Annotated in this window: 12 protein-coding genes and 1 pseudogene; 5 read left to right on the top strand and 8 right to left on the bottom strand. The window is 69.3% G+C overall.

What is annotated here, in order from left to right; all coding sequences use genetic code 11:
- Positions 1-58: 58 nt before the first annotated feature.
- From ABN273_RS50920 to ABN273_RS50910, 3 genes are all read right to left on the bottom strand, one after another.
- The gene (locus ABN273_RS50920) at positions 59-655 is read right to left on the bottom strand and encodes a hypothetical protein (RefSeq protein ID WP_349456918.1); all 597 of its coding nucleotides are present in this window, start codon (positions 653-655) and stop codon (positions 59-61) included.
- Entirely contained in the window at positions 652-1,866 is a 1,215-nt protein-coding gene (locus ABN273_RS50915) for a hypothetical protein (RefSeq protein WP_349456916.1), read from the bottom strand. Before ABN273_RS50915 ends, ABN273_RS50920 begins: the two co-directional genes overlap by 4 nt.
- Positions 1,867-2,023: 157 nt before the next feature.
- Positions 2,024-3,631 (bottom strand): recombinase family protein, encoded by a 1,608-nt coding sequence (locus ABN273_RS50910; protein WP_349456915.1) that lies wholly within the window; start codon positions 3,629-3,631, stop codon positions 2,024-2,026.
- 392 nt (positions 3,632-4,023) lie between these two features.
- On the opposite strand from ABN273_RS50910, the gene ABN273_RS50905 reads away from it, so the two are divergent.
- On the top strand, positions 4,024-4,368 hold the full coding sequence (locus ABN273_RS50905) for a histone-like nucleoid-structuring protein Lsr2 (protein ID WP_349456914.1): 345 nt from the start codon (positions 4,024-4,026) through the stop codon (positions 4,366-4,368).
- Between the two features lie 234 nt (positions 4,369-4,602).
- On the opposite strand, the gene ABN273_RS50900 is transcribed toward ABN273_RS50905, so the two are convergent.
- A complete protein-coding gene (locus tag ABN273_RS50900; RefSeq protein WP_349456913.1) occupies positions 4,603-4,728 on the bottom strand; it encodes a hypothetical protein in 126 nt (41 codons plus the stop codon).
- Between ABN273_RS50900 and ABN273_RS50895 the strand changes: the two genes are divergently transcribed.
- The gene (locus ABN273_RS50895) at positions 4,727-6,058 is read left to right on the top strand and encodes a serine hydrolase domain-containing protein (RefSeq protein ID WP_349456912.1); all 1,332 of its coding nucleotides are present in this window, start codon (positions 4,727-4,729) and stop codon (positions 6,056-6,058) included. The genes ABN273_RS50900 and ABN273_RS50895 overlap by 2 nt on opposite strands.
- Positions 6,059-6,130: 72 nt before the next feature.
- Here the strand turns inward: ABN273_RS50895 and ABN273_RS50890 are convergent, their stop codons facing one another.
- On the bottom strand, positions 6,131-6,586 hold the full coding sequence (locus ABN273_RS50890; protein ID WP_349456911.1) for a hypothetical protein: 456 nt from the start codon (positions 6,584-6,586) through the stop codon (positions 6,131-6,133).
- 132 nt (positions 6,587-6,718) lie between these two features.
- Between ABN273_RS50890 and ABN273_RS50885 the strand changes: the two are divergent.
- Positions 6,719-7,018: pseudogene (locus ABN273_RS50885) on the top strand (nSTAND1 domain-containing NTPase); the annotation flags it as partial.
- A 24-nt stretch (positions 7,019-7,042) separates the two neighbouring features.
- On the opposite strand, the gene ABN273_RS50880 reads toward ABN273_RS50885, so the two are convergent.
- Positions 7,043-7,288: an ArsR/SmtB family transcription factor gene (locus ABN273_RS50880; protein WP_349456968.1), complete on the bottom strand. Its 246-nt coding sequence runs from the start codon at positions 7,286-7,288 to the stop codon at positions 7,043-7,045.
- A gap of 233 nt (positions 7,289-7,521) precedes the next feature.
- Here ABN273_RS50880 and ABN273_RS50875 point away from each other — a divergent pair, with 233 nt between their 5' ends.
- Positions 7,522-8,676 (top strand): MFS transporter, encoded by a 1,155-nt coding sequence (locus ABN273_RS50875; protein WP_349456910.1) that lies wholly within the window; start codon positions 7,522-7,524, stop codon positions 8,674-8,676.
- 46 nt (positions 8,677-8,722) lie between these two features.
- Here the strand turns inward: ABN273_RS50875 and ABN273_RS50870 are convergent, their stop codons facing one another.
- Together ABN273_RS50870 and ABN273_RS50865 are read right to left on the bottom strand one after the other, a co-directional pair.
- Positions 8,723-11,113 carry an ATP-binding cassette domain-containing protein gene (locus ABN273_RS50870; protein ID WP_349456909.1) on the bottom strand — a complete coding sequence of 797 codons (2,391 nt, stop codon included), beginning with the start codon at positions 11,111-11,113 and terminating at the stop codon, positions 8,723-8,725.
- Between the two features lie 199 nt (positions 11,114-11,312).
- The gene (locus ABN273_RS50865) at positions 11,313-11,669 is read right to left on the bottom strand and encodes a VOC family protein (RefSeq protein ID WP_349456907.1); all 357 of its coding nucleotides are present in this window, start codon (positions 11,667-11,669) and stop codon (positions 11,313-11,315) included.
- Between the two features lie 221 nt (positions 11,670-11,890).
- Here ABN273_RS50865 and ABN273_RS50860 point away from each other — a divergent pair, with 221 nt between their 5' ends.
- Positions 11,891-12,394, top strand: a complete 504-nt coding sequence (locus tag ABN273_RS50860) for an SET domain-containing protein (protein WP_349456906.1) — start codon at positions 11,891-11,893, stop codon at positions 12,392-12,394.
- Positions 12,395-12,409 lie beyond the last annotated feature (15 nt).

Genomic DNA, 12,409 nt, shown 5'->3' with positions numbered 1-12,409 from the left:
CGTGCAGTGAGCCGTGCGATTCCGCGAAGGACTCCCCAAGCTTCATCCCTTTTGCTTGTCAACCGGTGCCGCTTTCGCCCTTGCGGTTCGCGCGCTCCCACCGCGCCCGAGCCACCGCCCGACGCCACGCCTCCTCCCCCGGATCCACCACCGGCTCAGGCTCCGGCTCCCACGTCTCAACCGCCGCACCAGCCACCACCGCAGCCGCCGCAGTCTCATCCAACCGGCGCCACCGCTCCCGGTCCTCACGCGTCCCGGTCTTCCCCGCGCGCACGGCCAGCGGCTCAGCGGCGGCTGGCAGCACCTTCGCCACAATCTCCCTTGCACGTGCGGCCGCGGCCGCGGGATCCGTCGACGCCCGATGCTCAGCCTCGGCCCGCGCCGCTCGCGCAAGCGCTTGCGCTCGCATTCTCGCCGAGTGAGCGCGGGCGACCTGCTGCGATCGCGACAGGATCGGCTGCATCGACTCGTCCATCCAGAGCCGCAGCCGGGCCTTGGCCACCTCCCACCGCGTCGGGTCGCCCCACAGCGGCGACCCATCCGGCGAGTTGTTCAGCGCGTGCAGCACGTCCCCATCCGTCCATCCGGCCTCGAAGAACCGGCCAGCCAGGTCCAGCAGGTGCGCAGGCACCTTCAGCGGCGAACTGCCCGTCACGCGCCCTCCTTTAACCGGGCCCACAGCGCCGCCCTGGCGGACAAGTACTCCGCGGGTGGTGTCCGCCGCTCGGCCAGGCCAACCATGGGCGTGGCCTTGTCGACCGGCTCAGGGTTGGGCGTGCCCCAGATGACGGCCAGTCGACGCTCCTGGGCCCGCCACATCGCAACCTCGGCGTCCTCAGCCTGCTGCGATGCCGACCGCGTCAACGGCGTGCCGTCGGCGTCGACCCACAGGCCCACGCGGTGACGGATCCGCGCCCGCATCCCCCGCTTCCGCTCGACCGTGCCCGCCAGGCGGCCGGGGTCGATGTCGCCCCAGCGCTGCCCGTCCGGCATCCGGTTCAGCGCGTGCTCCACATCGGCGACGGTAAACCCAGCAACGAACAGGGGGCGCAGCAGCGACCGCAGGTCCTTCGCCGACAGGATGCCGAGCGTGAGCCGGTTGTCCTGGCGGAGCCGCTCGCATGCCGCGATCTGGTCTCTCTTGCTGCCAGGCGTTGCCAGACGTGACCACGAGGGGGATGGGTCCGTGGTCTCGGAGCTGTCGCGCGCGCCCGCGTCGGGGAAAGATCCTCCCAAAGAGCAACCCCAAACAGCGGGGGTGCAAAGATCTTCCACACCCTCGCTGACGTGGGAAAACGTGGGGCGCTTAGCGACGGTTTCGACCGGCCACGGGATCGCTTCCTCCTCTGCGGGCTCCCGCGCCTCGAGGTCGTCGACGTCGTCGGCCAGTAGCTCGGCCGGGATGGTGAGGGCGTACTCGGCGGCGAGGTTGCCTAAGCCGTCGTCCTTCCGGCCCCACAGGCTGCCGGGACGGGTGTGGGGGGTGGAGCCGGTGGTGACGGTGATGAGCAGCTGGCGGTCGCGCATCCACGCGAGGAGGTAGGCGATGGTGCGGCGGGATACGCCGACCTCTTCGGCGAGCACATCCCAGGTGGCGCCACGCTTGGGCGCGGTCATCATGGTGACGTCGGTGCGGGTGGCGAGCTGCCATGCCAGGCGCATGAGGTTGCGGTGCCGCTGCTGGTTGCAGGCGGCACGGGCGAGGTAGTCCACCGCGTCGAGCCATGCGGCGCGGGTGGGTGCAATTTTCCGGCCATCCATGGGGACGGGAGCGATGGGGGCGTGCGCCGACGTGCGGCGACGCGCCCCCATTTCGGTTTGTTCGCAAACCGGGGACAGGCGTGTTATCTTGAACTCCGAAAGCAAGGCCCCCACGGGGGCAACGCGAAGCACCCCGCTCGGGATCGCTGCCAGGCAAGCGAGCAGGGATAGCAACGCGATGAAGTTGGTTACTTCAGGGGCGGCCCGCACTGCGGGCCGTTTCTCGTTTAGCCCATAGTTTTCCTTTGCGAAGGTCGCCGGATTACCCCACAGGCTCCCGGCTTTGCCATTTTCTGAAGCGGCCGGTCAGTTCGTGACGCCTGGTCTCCCCCCACGCCGAGTGGACGATGATCCACGCCGTCGCGGGATCCTGCCGGTACACGTCCACGTGGCCGATCACCTCGGCCAGGATGTTCCGCAGCCGATCAGCAGGCAGGCTGTCCCACTCCTGGACGAGCCCTTCGATCACCGGCACGCAGTCCATCGGGTCGATCGGTTCCGGTAGGTCCTCGAATTCGGTGAGCGAGTCCAGAACCTCTTCGCGTTCGCTGAGCAGCTTGTCACGCAGCGGCTCGTACGACGACTGCGGGATCACCTCGTTGATCAGCAGCTCCGTCTGCCGTTCGAGGGCCCTGTCGATCCGCTCCAGCTCACGGCGAAGCATTTCCGGCCGAGAGTCCTCGACTCCCGGGATCTCCCGCAGGCCAGCCGCCGCCGCTGAGGCTGCGGCCTCGATGTCTGGCAGCCACTCGACGAGCACCTGCTGGATCGCTTCCTCCACGGCCTCCATCGTCACGAACCGGGTGCCGCAGCGTGGCACGCCGTAGCGCTTGCGGTAGACCGAGCTGCACACCCACCCCATGCGGCCGGTCGCGTGGACCTTAAGCGGGTACATAGCGCCGGTGCAGTAGCCGCACTTCAGCAGCTTCGAGCACGGGTAGACGGCATTCCTGGCACGTGGTGGCAGAGCCGAGGTGATCTTTCGGTACCTCCGGTAGGTCTCCCACGTCTCCATGCTGATCATGGCCTCGTGCGCGCCGGGGTGGTACTCCTTCTTGCGGCAGCTCGACGGCTTGGCGCACCGGCAGTCGCGATGGTGGACACAGATCAGACCGGCTGCGAAACCCCGGTCCATCACCCGCGCCAGCTCCCCCGGTCTCCACAGCCCGCCGACCGTCGTCCGAGCACCGCGAGCGTTCAGCCAGTCGGCCAGGCGGGAGAAGTTCCGGTCGGCAATCCACCGGTCGTAGCTCTCCGCGAGCAGGCCAGCCATACCGCTTGCATGATCGGGCTCGTAGCGCTCGGGCCCGTCCTCGGGCGCAGCGAGGGTCCGGTCCTGGTAAAGCGGGTGACGGGCCCGACCGCGCCTGATGTACCCGAACTGGGGGGCGCCGAGCGGAGGAAGTCCGCGGGCGAGACGGTTCTGAAATGCCTCGCCCCACTGCTCACCGGCTCGGTCGGACTCGAACGCGGCCAGCTCGAACAGCACGCCGCGGGTGAGCTTGCCGACCGCTGTTCGGGCGTCGATTTCTTCGGTCGCGGAGACCAGCTCACCGCCGGCCTTCTCGACGCGGGCGAGGTTGAGCTGATTGCCGGTCCGGTTGCGTCCGAAGCGGCTGTACTTCCAGACGAGGATCGCCTTGGCTTTGCCTTCTTCGATGTCGGCGATGACTTTCATGATCTTCCGCTGGAAAGTCCGGCCGGAGACGTCCAAGTCCGGGACCCAGTCGACGATCCGGTAGCCACGGCGGCGGGCCAGCTCCTTGATCGCAGCCCGCTGGATGTCCGGGGAGATCTTCTCTTCCAGCATCATCGACACGCGGATGTAGCCGATCGCGGGGATCAAGTCCTGACCTGGGAGGGTACGCACGATCACACGTTACTCACTTGCGGACAGTGCGCTCGAGCACGGCGGAAAGTTCGGTACCGGGGGCACTAGCCGCACTTTCGCTCACCGTTCACCCTCTCCTGCTGGATCGCTTCCCGGGTCAGAGTAGAGGAATGGCCGGACAATAGGCGCTCCCGGTCGTGAGGGGGCGTCGGTGACGCCGCGCCGGAGACCGTGCTCCATCCGGAGAAATCCGAAGAGCGACAACACCCGCCGGCCGCCGGCAGGCGGCGCGCTCTTCCGCCAAGGCTTTGCCCTGCAAGCCGTAAAGAGAAGGATACGAACCACCTGCTGACCGGTTTCTTCATAATGGGGAAGCGTAAATTGGAGCATGTAACAGATGCCTGGCGGCAAAAACGCATTGGAGCGTCAGCATGGCTAAGCAGATTCAAGAGATCTTCATCGACGACATCGACGGCAGCGAGGCGTCGGGCACGACCAAGTTCGCTCTCGACGGGACCAACTACGAGATCGATCTGTCGGGGAAGAACCGCGACAAGCTTGAGAAGGCACTTGCTCCCTTCATCAACGCCGCACGCCCTGTTCGTGCCGAGCGTGGCCGTGGCCGGCGCGGAGCAGGTGGCGCCGCGCGCGCCATGAGCCGTGAGAAGTCCGCCGAGATCCGGCAGTGGGCCAAGACCCACGGCCTGCCGGTCAGCGAGCGTGGCCGTATCGCGTCCTCGGTGGTCGAGAAGTACGAGGCCGCGCACCGCAAGTAAGCACAATGGACCCTCTCCTCAGGTGAAATAGGGGGTTCGTCGTGCCGTTCCTGAGGCGCCGGCGGCGGCGCCCAAATGATAGTCGGCTGTACGCCTTTCTGGGCACCGCTTTCGGGTTCGCCCGGCCGCTCGAGGAGGCGCATCAATAACATTGACGACGTAATATGTGTCCTGGTATTCGCATTGTCAGCGTTCATCGGCACGTCGTGCGCATCGGATCGCCGATCAATGTCGTCAACGCCGCCCCGCTCCCCCGCCGGCGCCGACGTCGTCCGGTACGCCGGCCACCACCACCACGACCGGGCACACATCCGTCGGCCCGCGGCTGATGCCCAGCCAGGCGCTACTCTTGTCGCCCATGAGCCAGGTGGGAGATGCGACGGCGCGCGCCCTGCTGCGCAGGCTGGCCGTCGAGCAGGCCGAATGCAGGGTGCCGTCGCTGGTGGCGGCGATCGTGCGCGACGGGCGGCCGGCGTGGTTCGGCGGGCGCGGCCGGGTGGACGGCGCGCCGCCGACCGCCGCCACCCAGTACCGGATCGGGTCGATCACCAAGAGCATGGTCGCCGTCGTGGTCATGCGGCTGCGCGACGAGGGCGCGCTGCGGCTGTCCGACCCGCTGGAGCAGCACCTGCCCGGCACGCCGCTGGGCCACCTGACCATCGCCCAGCTGCTGTCGCACACCGCCGGCCTGACCGCCGAACCGCCCACCGACTGGTGGGAGCGCACCCCCGGCGTCCCCGTCACCGACCTGCTCGAACGCCTGGGGCCCGGCGAGCTCAAACACCGGCCGGGGCGGCGCTTCCACTACTCCAACGTCGGCTTCGCCCTGCTCGGCGAGCTCGTCGCCCGCGCACGCGGCACCACCTGGCTCAAGGCGTTGCAGGCGGAGGTGCTCGACCCGCTCGGCATGAACGACACCACCGCCCGGCCGCGCGTCCCGCACGCCACCGGCTACGCCGTCCACCCGTACGCCGACGTCGTGCTGGCCGAGCCCGAGCACGACGCCGACGCGATGGGACCGGCCGGGCAGCTGTGGTCCACGCCGCACGACCTGGCGCGGTGGGCGGCGTTCGTCGGCGGCGACACCGGCGACGTGCTGAGCCCCGACACCGTCGCCGAGATGCGCGAGCCGGCCGGCGTGGACGACGGGGACGCCTGGACCGGCGGCTTCGGGCTCGGCCTGCAGCTGGCCCGCCTCTCGGGGCGGCGCCTGGCCGGCCACACCGGGTCGATGCCGGGGTTCCTGGCCACCGTGTGGGCCGATCCCGCCGACGGGGTGGGAGTGCTGTTCATGGCCAACACCACCACCGGGATGACCGGCACGCTGCTGACCGACCTGCTGGACATCCTGCAGCAGTACGAGCCGCGCCTGCCCGAGGAGTGGCAGCCGGTCGCGGCCGATCCCGACCTGCTGGCGCTGACCGGGCTGTGGCATTGGGGGCCCAAGCCGTACACGCTGCGGCTGCTGCCCGATCGCGGGCTGTCGCTGGAGCCGGTCGGCGGCAGCGGGCGGGCCTCGCGGTTCGTGCCCCAGCCCGACGGGACGTGGCTGGGGCTGGACGGCTACTACGCCGGGGAGACACTGCGGGTGGCGCCCGGCCACCTGGACCTCAACACGTTCATCTTCACCCGCACCCCGTACGACCCGGGCGCGCCGGTGCCGGGCGGGGTCACCGACTGGCACGCCTGACCGCGCCCCCTTTCACCGGAGGGGTCCCGGCGCGGCGCAAGGGGGGTCGCCGCGCCGGGAGTCATGGGATCACTAGTCGCAGGCGCGGTCGTCGGTGTAGATGATGACCGACTGCCAGGTGTTGGTGATCTGCGAGTCGTGAACGGCGTGCGCCCGGCCGGGGCTGAGGCAGCGCGAGTCGCCGGTGCCGTTCGGCCCGGTGAACAGCTTGATGTCGAAGCGGGTGTTGTTCTTCGCGCCGGTGACGTTGTAGAGCTTGCGGTCGGCGAAGTTGTTGAGCTGCGGGCGGGAGAACGGGTCCCGGTAGAGGTAGTCGCTGCCGCGACGGTCGAGCCACCCCGATATCAGGCGCTCCCAGACGCACAGGTGGTCCGCCGGGCAGGCCTTCCTGGCCTGAGCGCTGATCGCGCCGGTGGCCGCGGAGACGCTGTGGGCGGGTGGAGCCGCCTGCGGTCCGGCCAGCGCGGCCACGGCGGCGGCGACGACGGCCCAGCGGCCACTCCAGGCGCGCACAGTGAGCTTGTTCATCAGCGACCCTTTCCCTGAGTGACGATCCGATGACGGAGCGTGTTCCCGTCGACTCGATGATGGATCAGAACCGGGCCGGACGGAACAGGTTTTCTGCGGCCGTGTCGATCGCGGCCGCGGGCGGAGGTCTGGATGCGGCAGCCAGAGGGCGAGGACACCCCTGCGTTCGGGGCAGAAATCCGCCGAAGGCGCATCGAAGCGGGTAAACCACTCAAAGACCTCGCAGAGGAGGTGCACTGCACCAACCGGTTCAGCGGCCGGGACCGGGCCGCGGCGGTGCGCTACCTGACGCCCACGGCCCGCCCGATGGCGCAACCGCACCCCCGGCCGGCGGACTCCTGCACCCTGCTGATCGTGGATCGGTTCGGGGAGCTGTTCACCCTGTGCGGCGACGAGGCCGAACGTGACGCCTTCGCCGGCGAACTGTGCCGGCTCATCCGGGTGGGCCTCGCCGTCCTATGGCGTCCCGACGGTGTCGGCGGGCGCGGTTTCGCATGTTCGGCGCTCTGCGATCAGTACGGAGTCGAGCAGGCCGGGAAACAATGCGTCGAGGTCGTCCCGGCGCAGCCGTACCAGCCGGGATCGGCCCTGCACAGTCGTCCACGTCACGCCGGCCTCGCGCAGCACCCGGTAGTGGTGCGACAGCGTTGTCTGGTGCACGTCGATCTCCCCGCCGATCGAGTTGCAGGCGTCCTCGCCCATCTGATCGAGTCGCCGGACGATTTCCAGCCGCACCGGATCGGCCAACGCGCGCAGCACCTCGACCAGTCGGATGGCCTCAGTCGCCGGCTGTGACACCTCACGCATCGCCGCCCCTTGGGTTCCCCATGCCCGCACACTAGCAACACATGGATACATGGACAAGCATCCATATATTCGCTTAGGCTCCCGCCCAGTCACTTCCGAGAATCCTCTGCAAAGGCGGGATCCACCCGGTGTTGAAACGACTTCTTCCCCTGGCCCTGGCGACCTTCGCCGTCGGCACTGACGGCTACGTCATCGCGGGCCTGCTCCCTGCCATCGCCACCGACCTGCGGGTCTCCACTCCCGCCGCCGGGCAGTTGGTGACGGTGTTCGCCCTGGTGCTAGCCCTGTCCGCGCCGGTGATGGGGGCGCTCACCAGTGGACTGGACAGGCGGTCTGCACTGCTCATCGCGTTGAGCGTCTTCGTGGTCGGCAACGCCGTCACCGCTCTGGGCACCAGCTACGAGGTGGTGATGATCGCCCGCATCGTCACCGCGATCGGGGCCGGGATCATCACCTCCGCCGCCTCCAGCACCGCGGCGGCCATCGCACCCCCAGACCGCCGAGGCAGGGCACTCGCTTTCGTCTTGGGCGGCCTCACGTTGGCGACGGCGTTGGGCCTTCCCCTCGGCACATTGATCGGCCGCACGGACTGGCACATCACCCTGTGGGCCGTCGCCGGTATCGGTCTCATCGCAGCCCTTGGAATCGTCAGCGGCCTACCCGGCGTGAAACTCCCCGCCGCCTCGTTGAGCGATCGGCTGCGCCCGCTCAAGCAGGGCCGGGTCCTCGGACTTCTGGCTGTCACCACGCTGGTCTTCCTCGGGGTCTACACCCTCTACACCTACATCGGCCCGGCCCTCCAGGGGACGACCGGCGGCTCCGAGTCGCTGCTCACGGTCATTCTGCTGGCCTGGGGAATCGGCACGCTGGCCGGAAATATCATCGCCGGACGGCTGGTCGACCGGCACAACCCCGCGCACGTGTTGACCGGGACCCTCGTCATCGCCGCCGTTGCCCTGGCCCTCACCCCCGTGGTGACCGCCGCCCTGGTGTCCACCCTGGTGTGGGCTGCGATCTGGGGTGCGACCGTGGGCGTCATCGTCGTACCCCAGCAGCACCGGCTCATCGCCCTCAGCCCGGCGGCCGCCCCCGTTCTGCTCGGCCTCAACTCCTCGGCCATCTACATCGGGGTCGCCCTCGGCGGCGGCCTCGGTGGACTGGCGCAGGAGTGGCTCGCCCTCGCGCCCGCCCTGCTGGGGCTGCCCGCCGCCGGCATCACCATTCTGGCCCTGCTCCACCACCTGACCACGGCACGCCGCCGCACACCCGCGGCGCCTCTGTAAACCCCGTCCACCACCCACCCCGCAGAGGTGTCCGCGAGGGCCTCGGTCAGGCGCCGACGTAGGTCGCGAGGTGCTCGCCGGTGAGGGTGGAACGGGCGGCGACAAGGTCGGCGGGAGTGCCTTCGAAGACGATCCGGCCGCCGTCGTGGCCCGCGCCGGGGCCCAGGTCGATGATCCAGTCGGCGTGCGCCATGACCGCCTGGTGGTGCTCGATGACGATGACCGACTTGCCGGCGTCGACCAGCCGGTCGAGCAGGCCGAGCAGGTGCTCGACGTCGGCGAGGTGCAGGCCGGAGGTCGGCTCGTCAAGGACGAACACGCCGCCCTTGTCGGCCATGTGGGTGGCCAGCTTGAGCCGCTGCCGCTCGCCGCCGGACAGCGTGGTGAGCGGCTGGCCGAGGCTGAGGTAGCCGAGCCCCACGTCGGCGAGCCGGCCGAGGATGGCGTGCGCGGCCGGCGTGCGCGCCTGGCCGGCGCCGAAGAACTCCTCGGCCTCGGTCACCGACATCGCGAGCACCTCGCTGATGTCGCGGCCGCCGAGGCGGTACTCCAGCACCGAGGCGTCGAACCGCTTGCCCTCGCACTCCTCGCAGGTGGTGGAGACACCGGCCATCATCCCCAGGTCGGTGTAGATCACGCCGGCGCCGTTGCAGTTGGGGCAGGCGCCTTCGGAGTTGGCGCTGAACAACGCCGGCTTCACGCCGTTGGCCTTGGCGAACGCCTTGCGGATCGGGTCGAGCAGTCCGGTGTAGGTGGCCGGGTTGCTGCGTCGTGAGCCGCGGATGGGCGTCTGGTCGACCGAGACGACGCCCGCGGAGGCGGGGATGGAGCCGTGGATCAGCGAGCTCTTGCCGGAGCCGGCGACGCCGGTGACGACGCAGAGCACGCCGAGCGGGATGTCGACGTCGACGTCCTGGAGGTTGTGGCGGGTGGCGCCGCGGATCTCCAGCGTGCCGGTGGGCTTGCGCGCCGACTCCTTGAGGGCGGCCCGGTCGTCGAGGTGGCGGCCGGTGATGGTGCCGCTGGCCCGCAGGCCCCCCAGGGTCCCCGCATAGCAGATGGTGCCGCCCGCCGTGCCGGCGCCGGGGCCGAGGTCGACGACGTGGTCGGCGATCGCGATCGCCTCCGGCTTGTGCTCCACGACGAGGACCGTGTTGCCCTTGTCCCGCAGCCGCCGCAGCAGGGCGTTCATCCGCTGGATGTCGTGGGGGTGCAGACCGATGGTGGGCTCGTCGAAGACGTAGGTGACGTCGGTGAGCGAGGAGCCGAGGTGGCGGATCATCTTGACGCGCTGTGCCTCGCCGCCCGAAAGCGTGCCCGCCGGCCGCGCCAGCGAGAGGTAGCCCAGCCCGATCTCCACGAACGAGTCGAGCGTGTGCGCCAGCGCGGCGAGCAACGGCGCGACCGACGGCTCGTCGAGGCCGCGGATCCATGCGGCCAGGTCGCTGATCTGCATCGCGCAGGCGTCGGCGATGTTGACGCCCTTGATCCGGGAGGAGCGGGCCTCCTCGCTGAGCCGGGTGCCGTCGCACTCGGGGCAGGTGGTGAAGGTGACCGCCCGGTCCACGAAGGCCCGGATGTGCGGCTGCATCGCCTCCCGGTCCTTGGAGAGGAACGACTTTTGGATCTTCGGGATCAGCCCCTCGTAGGTGAGGTTGACGCCGTCGACCTTCACCTTGGTCGGCTCCTTGTAGAGGAAGTCGTCGAGCTCCTTCTTGGTGTAGTCGCGGATCGGCTTGTTCGGGTCGACGAAACCCGACTCGGCGTAGACCCGTACCGTCCAGAAGCTGTCGGACTTCCAGCCGGGGATGGTGAAGGCGCCCTCGGCGAGCGACTTGGAGTCGTCGTAGAGCTGGGTGAGGTCGAGATCGGAGACGGTGCCCCGGCCCTCGCAGCGCGTGCACATGCCGCCGATGCGGGTGAAGCTCGCCCGCTCGGCCTTGCGGGCGCCGCGTTCGACCGTGATCGCACCGCTCGCCCGCACCGTGGGGACGTTGAAGGAGAAGGCTTGGGGGGAGCCGATGTGCGGCTGCCCGAGCCGGCTGAACAGGATGCGCAGCATCGCGTTGGCGTCGGTGGCGGTGCCGACGGTGGAACGGGGGTCGGCGCCCATCCGCTGCTGGTCGACGATGATCGCGGTGGTCAGCCCGTCGAGTACGTCGACCTCCGGCCGCGCCGTCGTCGGCATGAAGCCCTGCACGAAGGCGCTGTAGGTCTCGTTGATCATCCGCTGCGACTCCGCGGCGATCGTGTTGAACACCAGCGAGCTCTTGCCCGAGCCGGACACACCGGTGAACACCGTCAGCCGGCGCTTGGGGATCTCGATGCTGACGTCCTTGAGGTTGTTCTCGCGCGCGCCGTGCACGCGGATCAGATCGTGGCTGTCGGCAAGGTGCGGCGCAGGCGACTGCGTGTCCGTCCTCGTGGTCATGCTCATCGTCTCTCCATCTGTGAGGCGGAGCCGCGTCCGTGGGCTCCGCCTCCGTCTGCGTCGCCTGGCGTGTGACCAGTTTCGAGCATTATGTCGGTTCTCGTTCGTCGGTGCGGTCGCGGCAACGGCCCGCTGCCCACCTGATCTGCGGGTGCCGGCAGGCGTGGCCTTCGCTGTCGCGACGGCGCCGGGCCATGGCCGGCACTCACCGGTCCTGGAGCAGCCCCAGGACGTTGCCGTCGGGGTCGGTGACGGTGGCCACCAGGCGGCCGCCGCCGACGTCGTGTGCCGGCTCCTTCACGGTGGCGCCCGCGGCGGTCACCTCGGCCAGTTTCGCCTCGATGTCCAGCACGTGCCAGTAGGCCACCGGCGAGCTCATGCCCTGCGGCCCGCCGCCCGGCACCAGCCCGATGTGCTGGCCCTCCGCCTCGAAGCCGACATAGTAGGACTCGTCGGTCTGCGGCGGGACGCCGAGCAGGGCGGCGTACACCGCCCTGGCCTCTGCCAGGTCGGACACGGGATGCAGCACGGTCTTGATCCCCTGGGTGGAAGAGCCGGTCATGGTCACTCCTGAAAGTCGCGGTTCACATCCACCCGGTGTGTCTTGGTGAACGGTGAAGTCCATGCCGGTCACGCTAGTCGCGGCCTGCTGACCGGCGCTTCTCGATTCCTGACCGGTCCGCTCACCCGCTTGGCCACGCACGGCGGCATCCTGAACTGGGCCAGACCGGCGGCTTTTGACCAGGAGCCCGCCCGCGCCCACTGCACAAGGGAGGACGCCCCATGATGAGCCGGACATACGAGGCTGAATGCTGGCTCACCCCAAGCGCTCAGCCCCAGCTCTCCCCGATCCACGGCACCGGCCTGTTCGCCATCAACCACATCCGCCAGAACGAGGTCGTGATGCGGCTCGGCGGACGCGTCATCAGCGATGAGACCCTGGCCCGCCTCACACCGCCCTACAGCAGCCTCACCGTCGAGGAAGGCATCCACCTGCTTGTCGATCCCGCTCACCCGGTGCGCTACGGCAACCACTCCTGCGACCCCAGCCTCTGGCACCGCGACGCGACAACGCTGATCGCACGGCGCGACATCAGCCCAGGCGAGGAACTCACCATCGACTACGCCACGCACACCGGCGTCGAAGCCTGGTCGATGACCTGCCGTTGTGACACGCCTTTCTGCCGCCGCATCGTCACCGGCAACGACTGGCGACTGTCACGACTGCAGGCCGCCTACGGCACCCACTGGAGCCCGCCCCTGCTCGAACGCATCATCTCGCGGTGACAGGCCACGCGGCCC

Origin of the sequence: Nonomuraea sp. B19D2 (assembly GCF_040137845.1) — a bacterium.
Lineage (GTDB): Bacteria > Actinomycetota > Actinomycetes > Streptosporangiales > Streptosporangiaceae > Nonomuraea.
This window is presented reverse-complemented; position numbering and strand designations above follow the sequence as displayed.

Excerpts from the sequence above, each read along its gene's own strand:
- ABN273_RS50860 (WP_349456906.1), top strand. The coding sequence starts at position 11,891 with ATGATGAGCCGGACATACGAGGCTGAATGCTGGCTCACCCCAAGCGCT.
- ABN273_RS50895 (WP_349456912.1), top strand. The coding sequence starts at position 4,727 with ATGAGCCAGGTGGGAGATGCGACGGCGCGCGCCCTGCTGCGCAGGCTG.
- ABN273_RS50880 (WP_349456968.1), bottom strand. The coding sequence starts at position 7,288 with ATGGGCGAGGACGCCTGCAACTCGATCGGCGGGGAGATCGACGTGCAC.
- ABN273_RS50870 (WP_349456909.1), bottom strand. The coding sequence starts at position 11,113 with ATGAGCATGACCACGAGGACGGACACGCAGTCGCCTGCGCCGCACCTT.
- ABN273_RS50900 (WP_349456913.1), bottom strand. The coding sequence starts at position 4,728 with ATGGGCGACAAGAGTAGCGCCTGGCTGGGCATCAGCCGCGGGCCGACG.
- ABN273_RS50890 (WP_349456911.1), bottom strand. The coding sequence starts at position 6,586 with ATGAACAAGCTCACTGTGCGCGCCTGGAGTGGCCGCTGGGCCGTCGTC.
- ABN273_RS50865 (WP_349456907.1), bottom strand. The coding sequence starts at position 11,669 with ATGACCGGCTCTTCCACCCAGGGGATCAAGACCGTGCTGCATCCCGTG.
- ABN273_RS50905 (WP_349456914.1), top strand. The coding sequence starts at position 4,024 with ATGGCTAAGCAGATTCAAGAGATCTTCATCGACGACATCGACGGCAGC.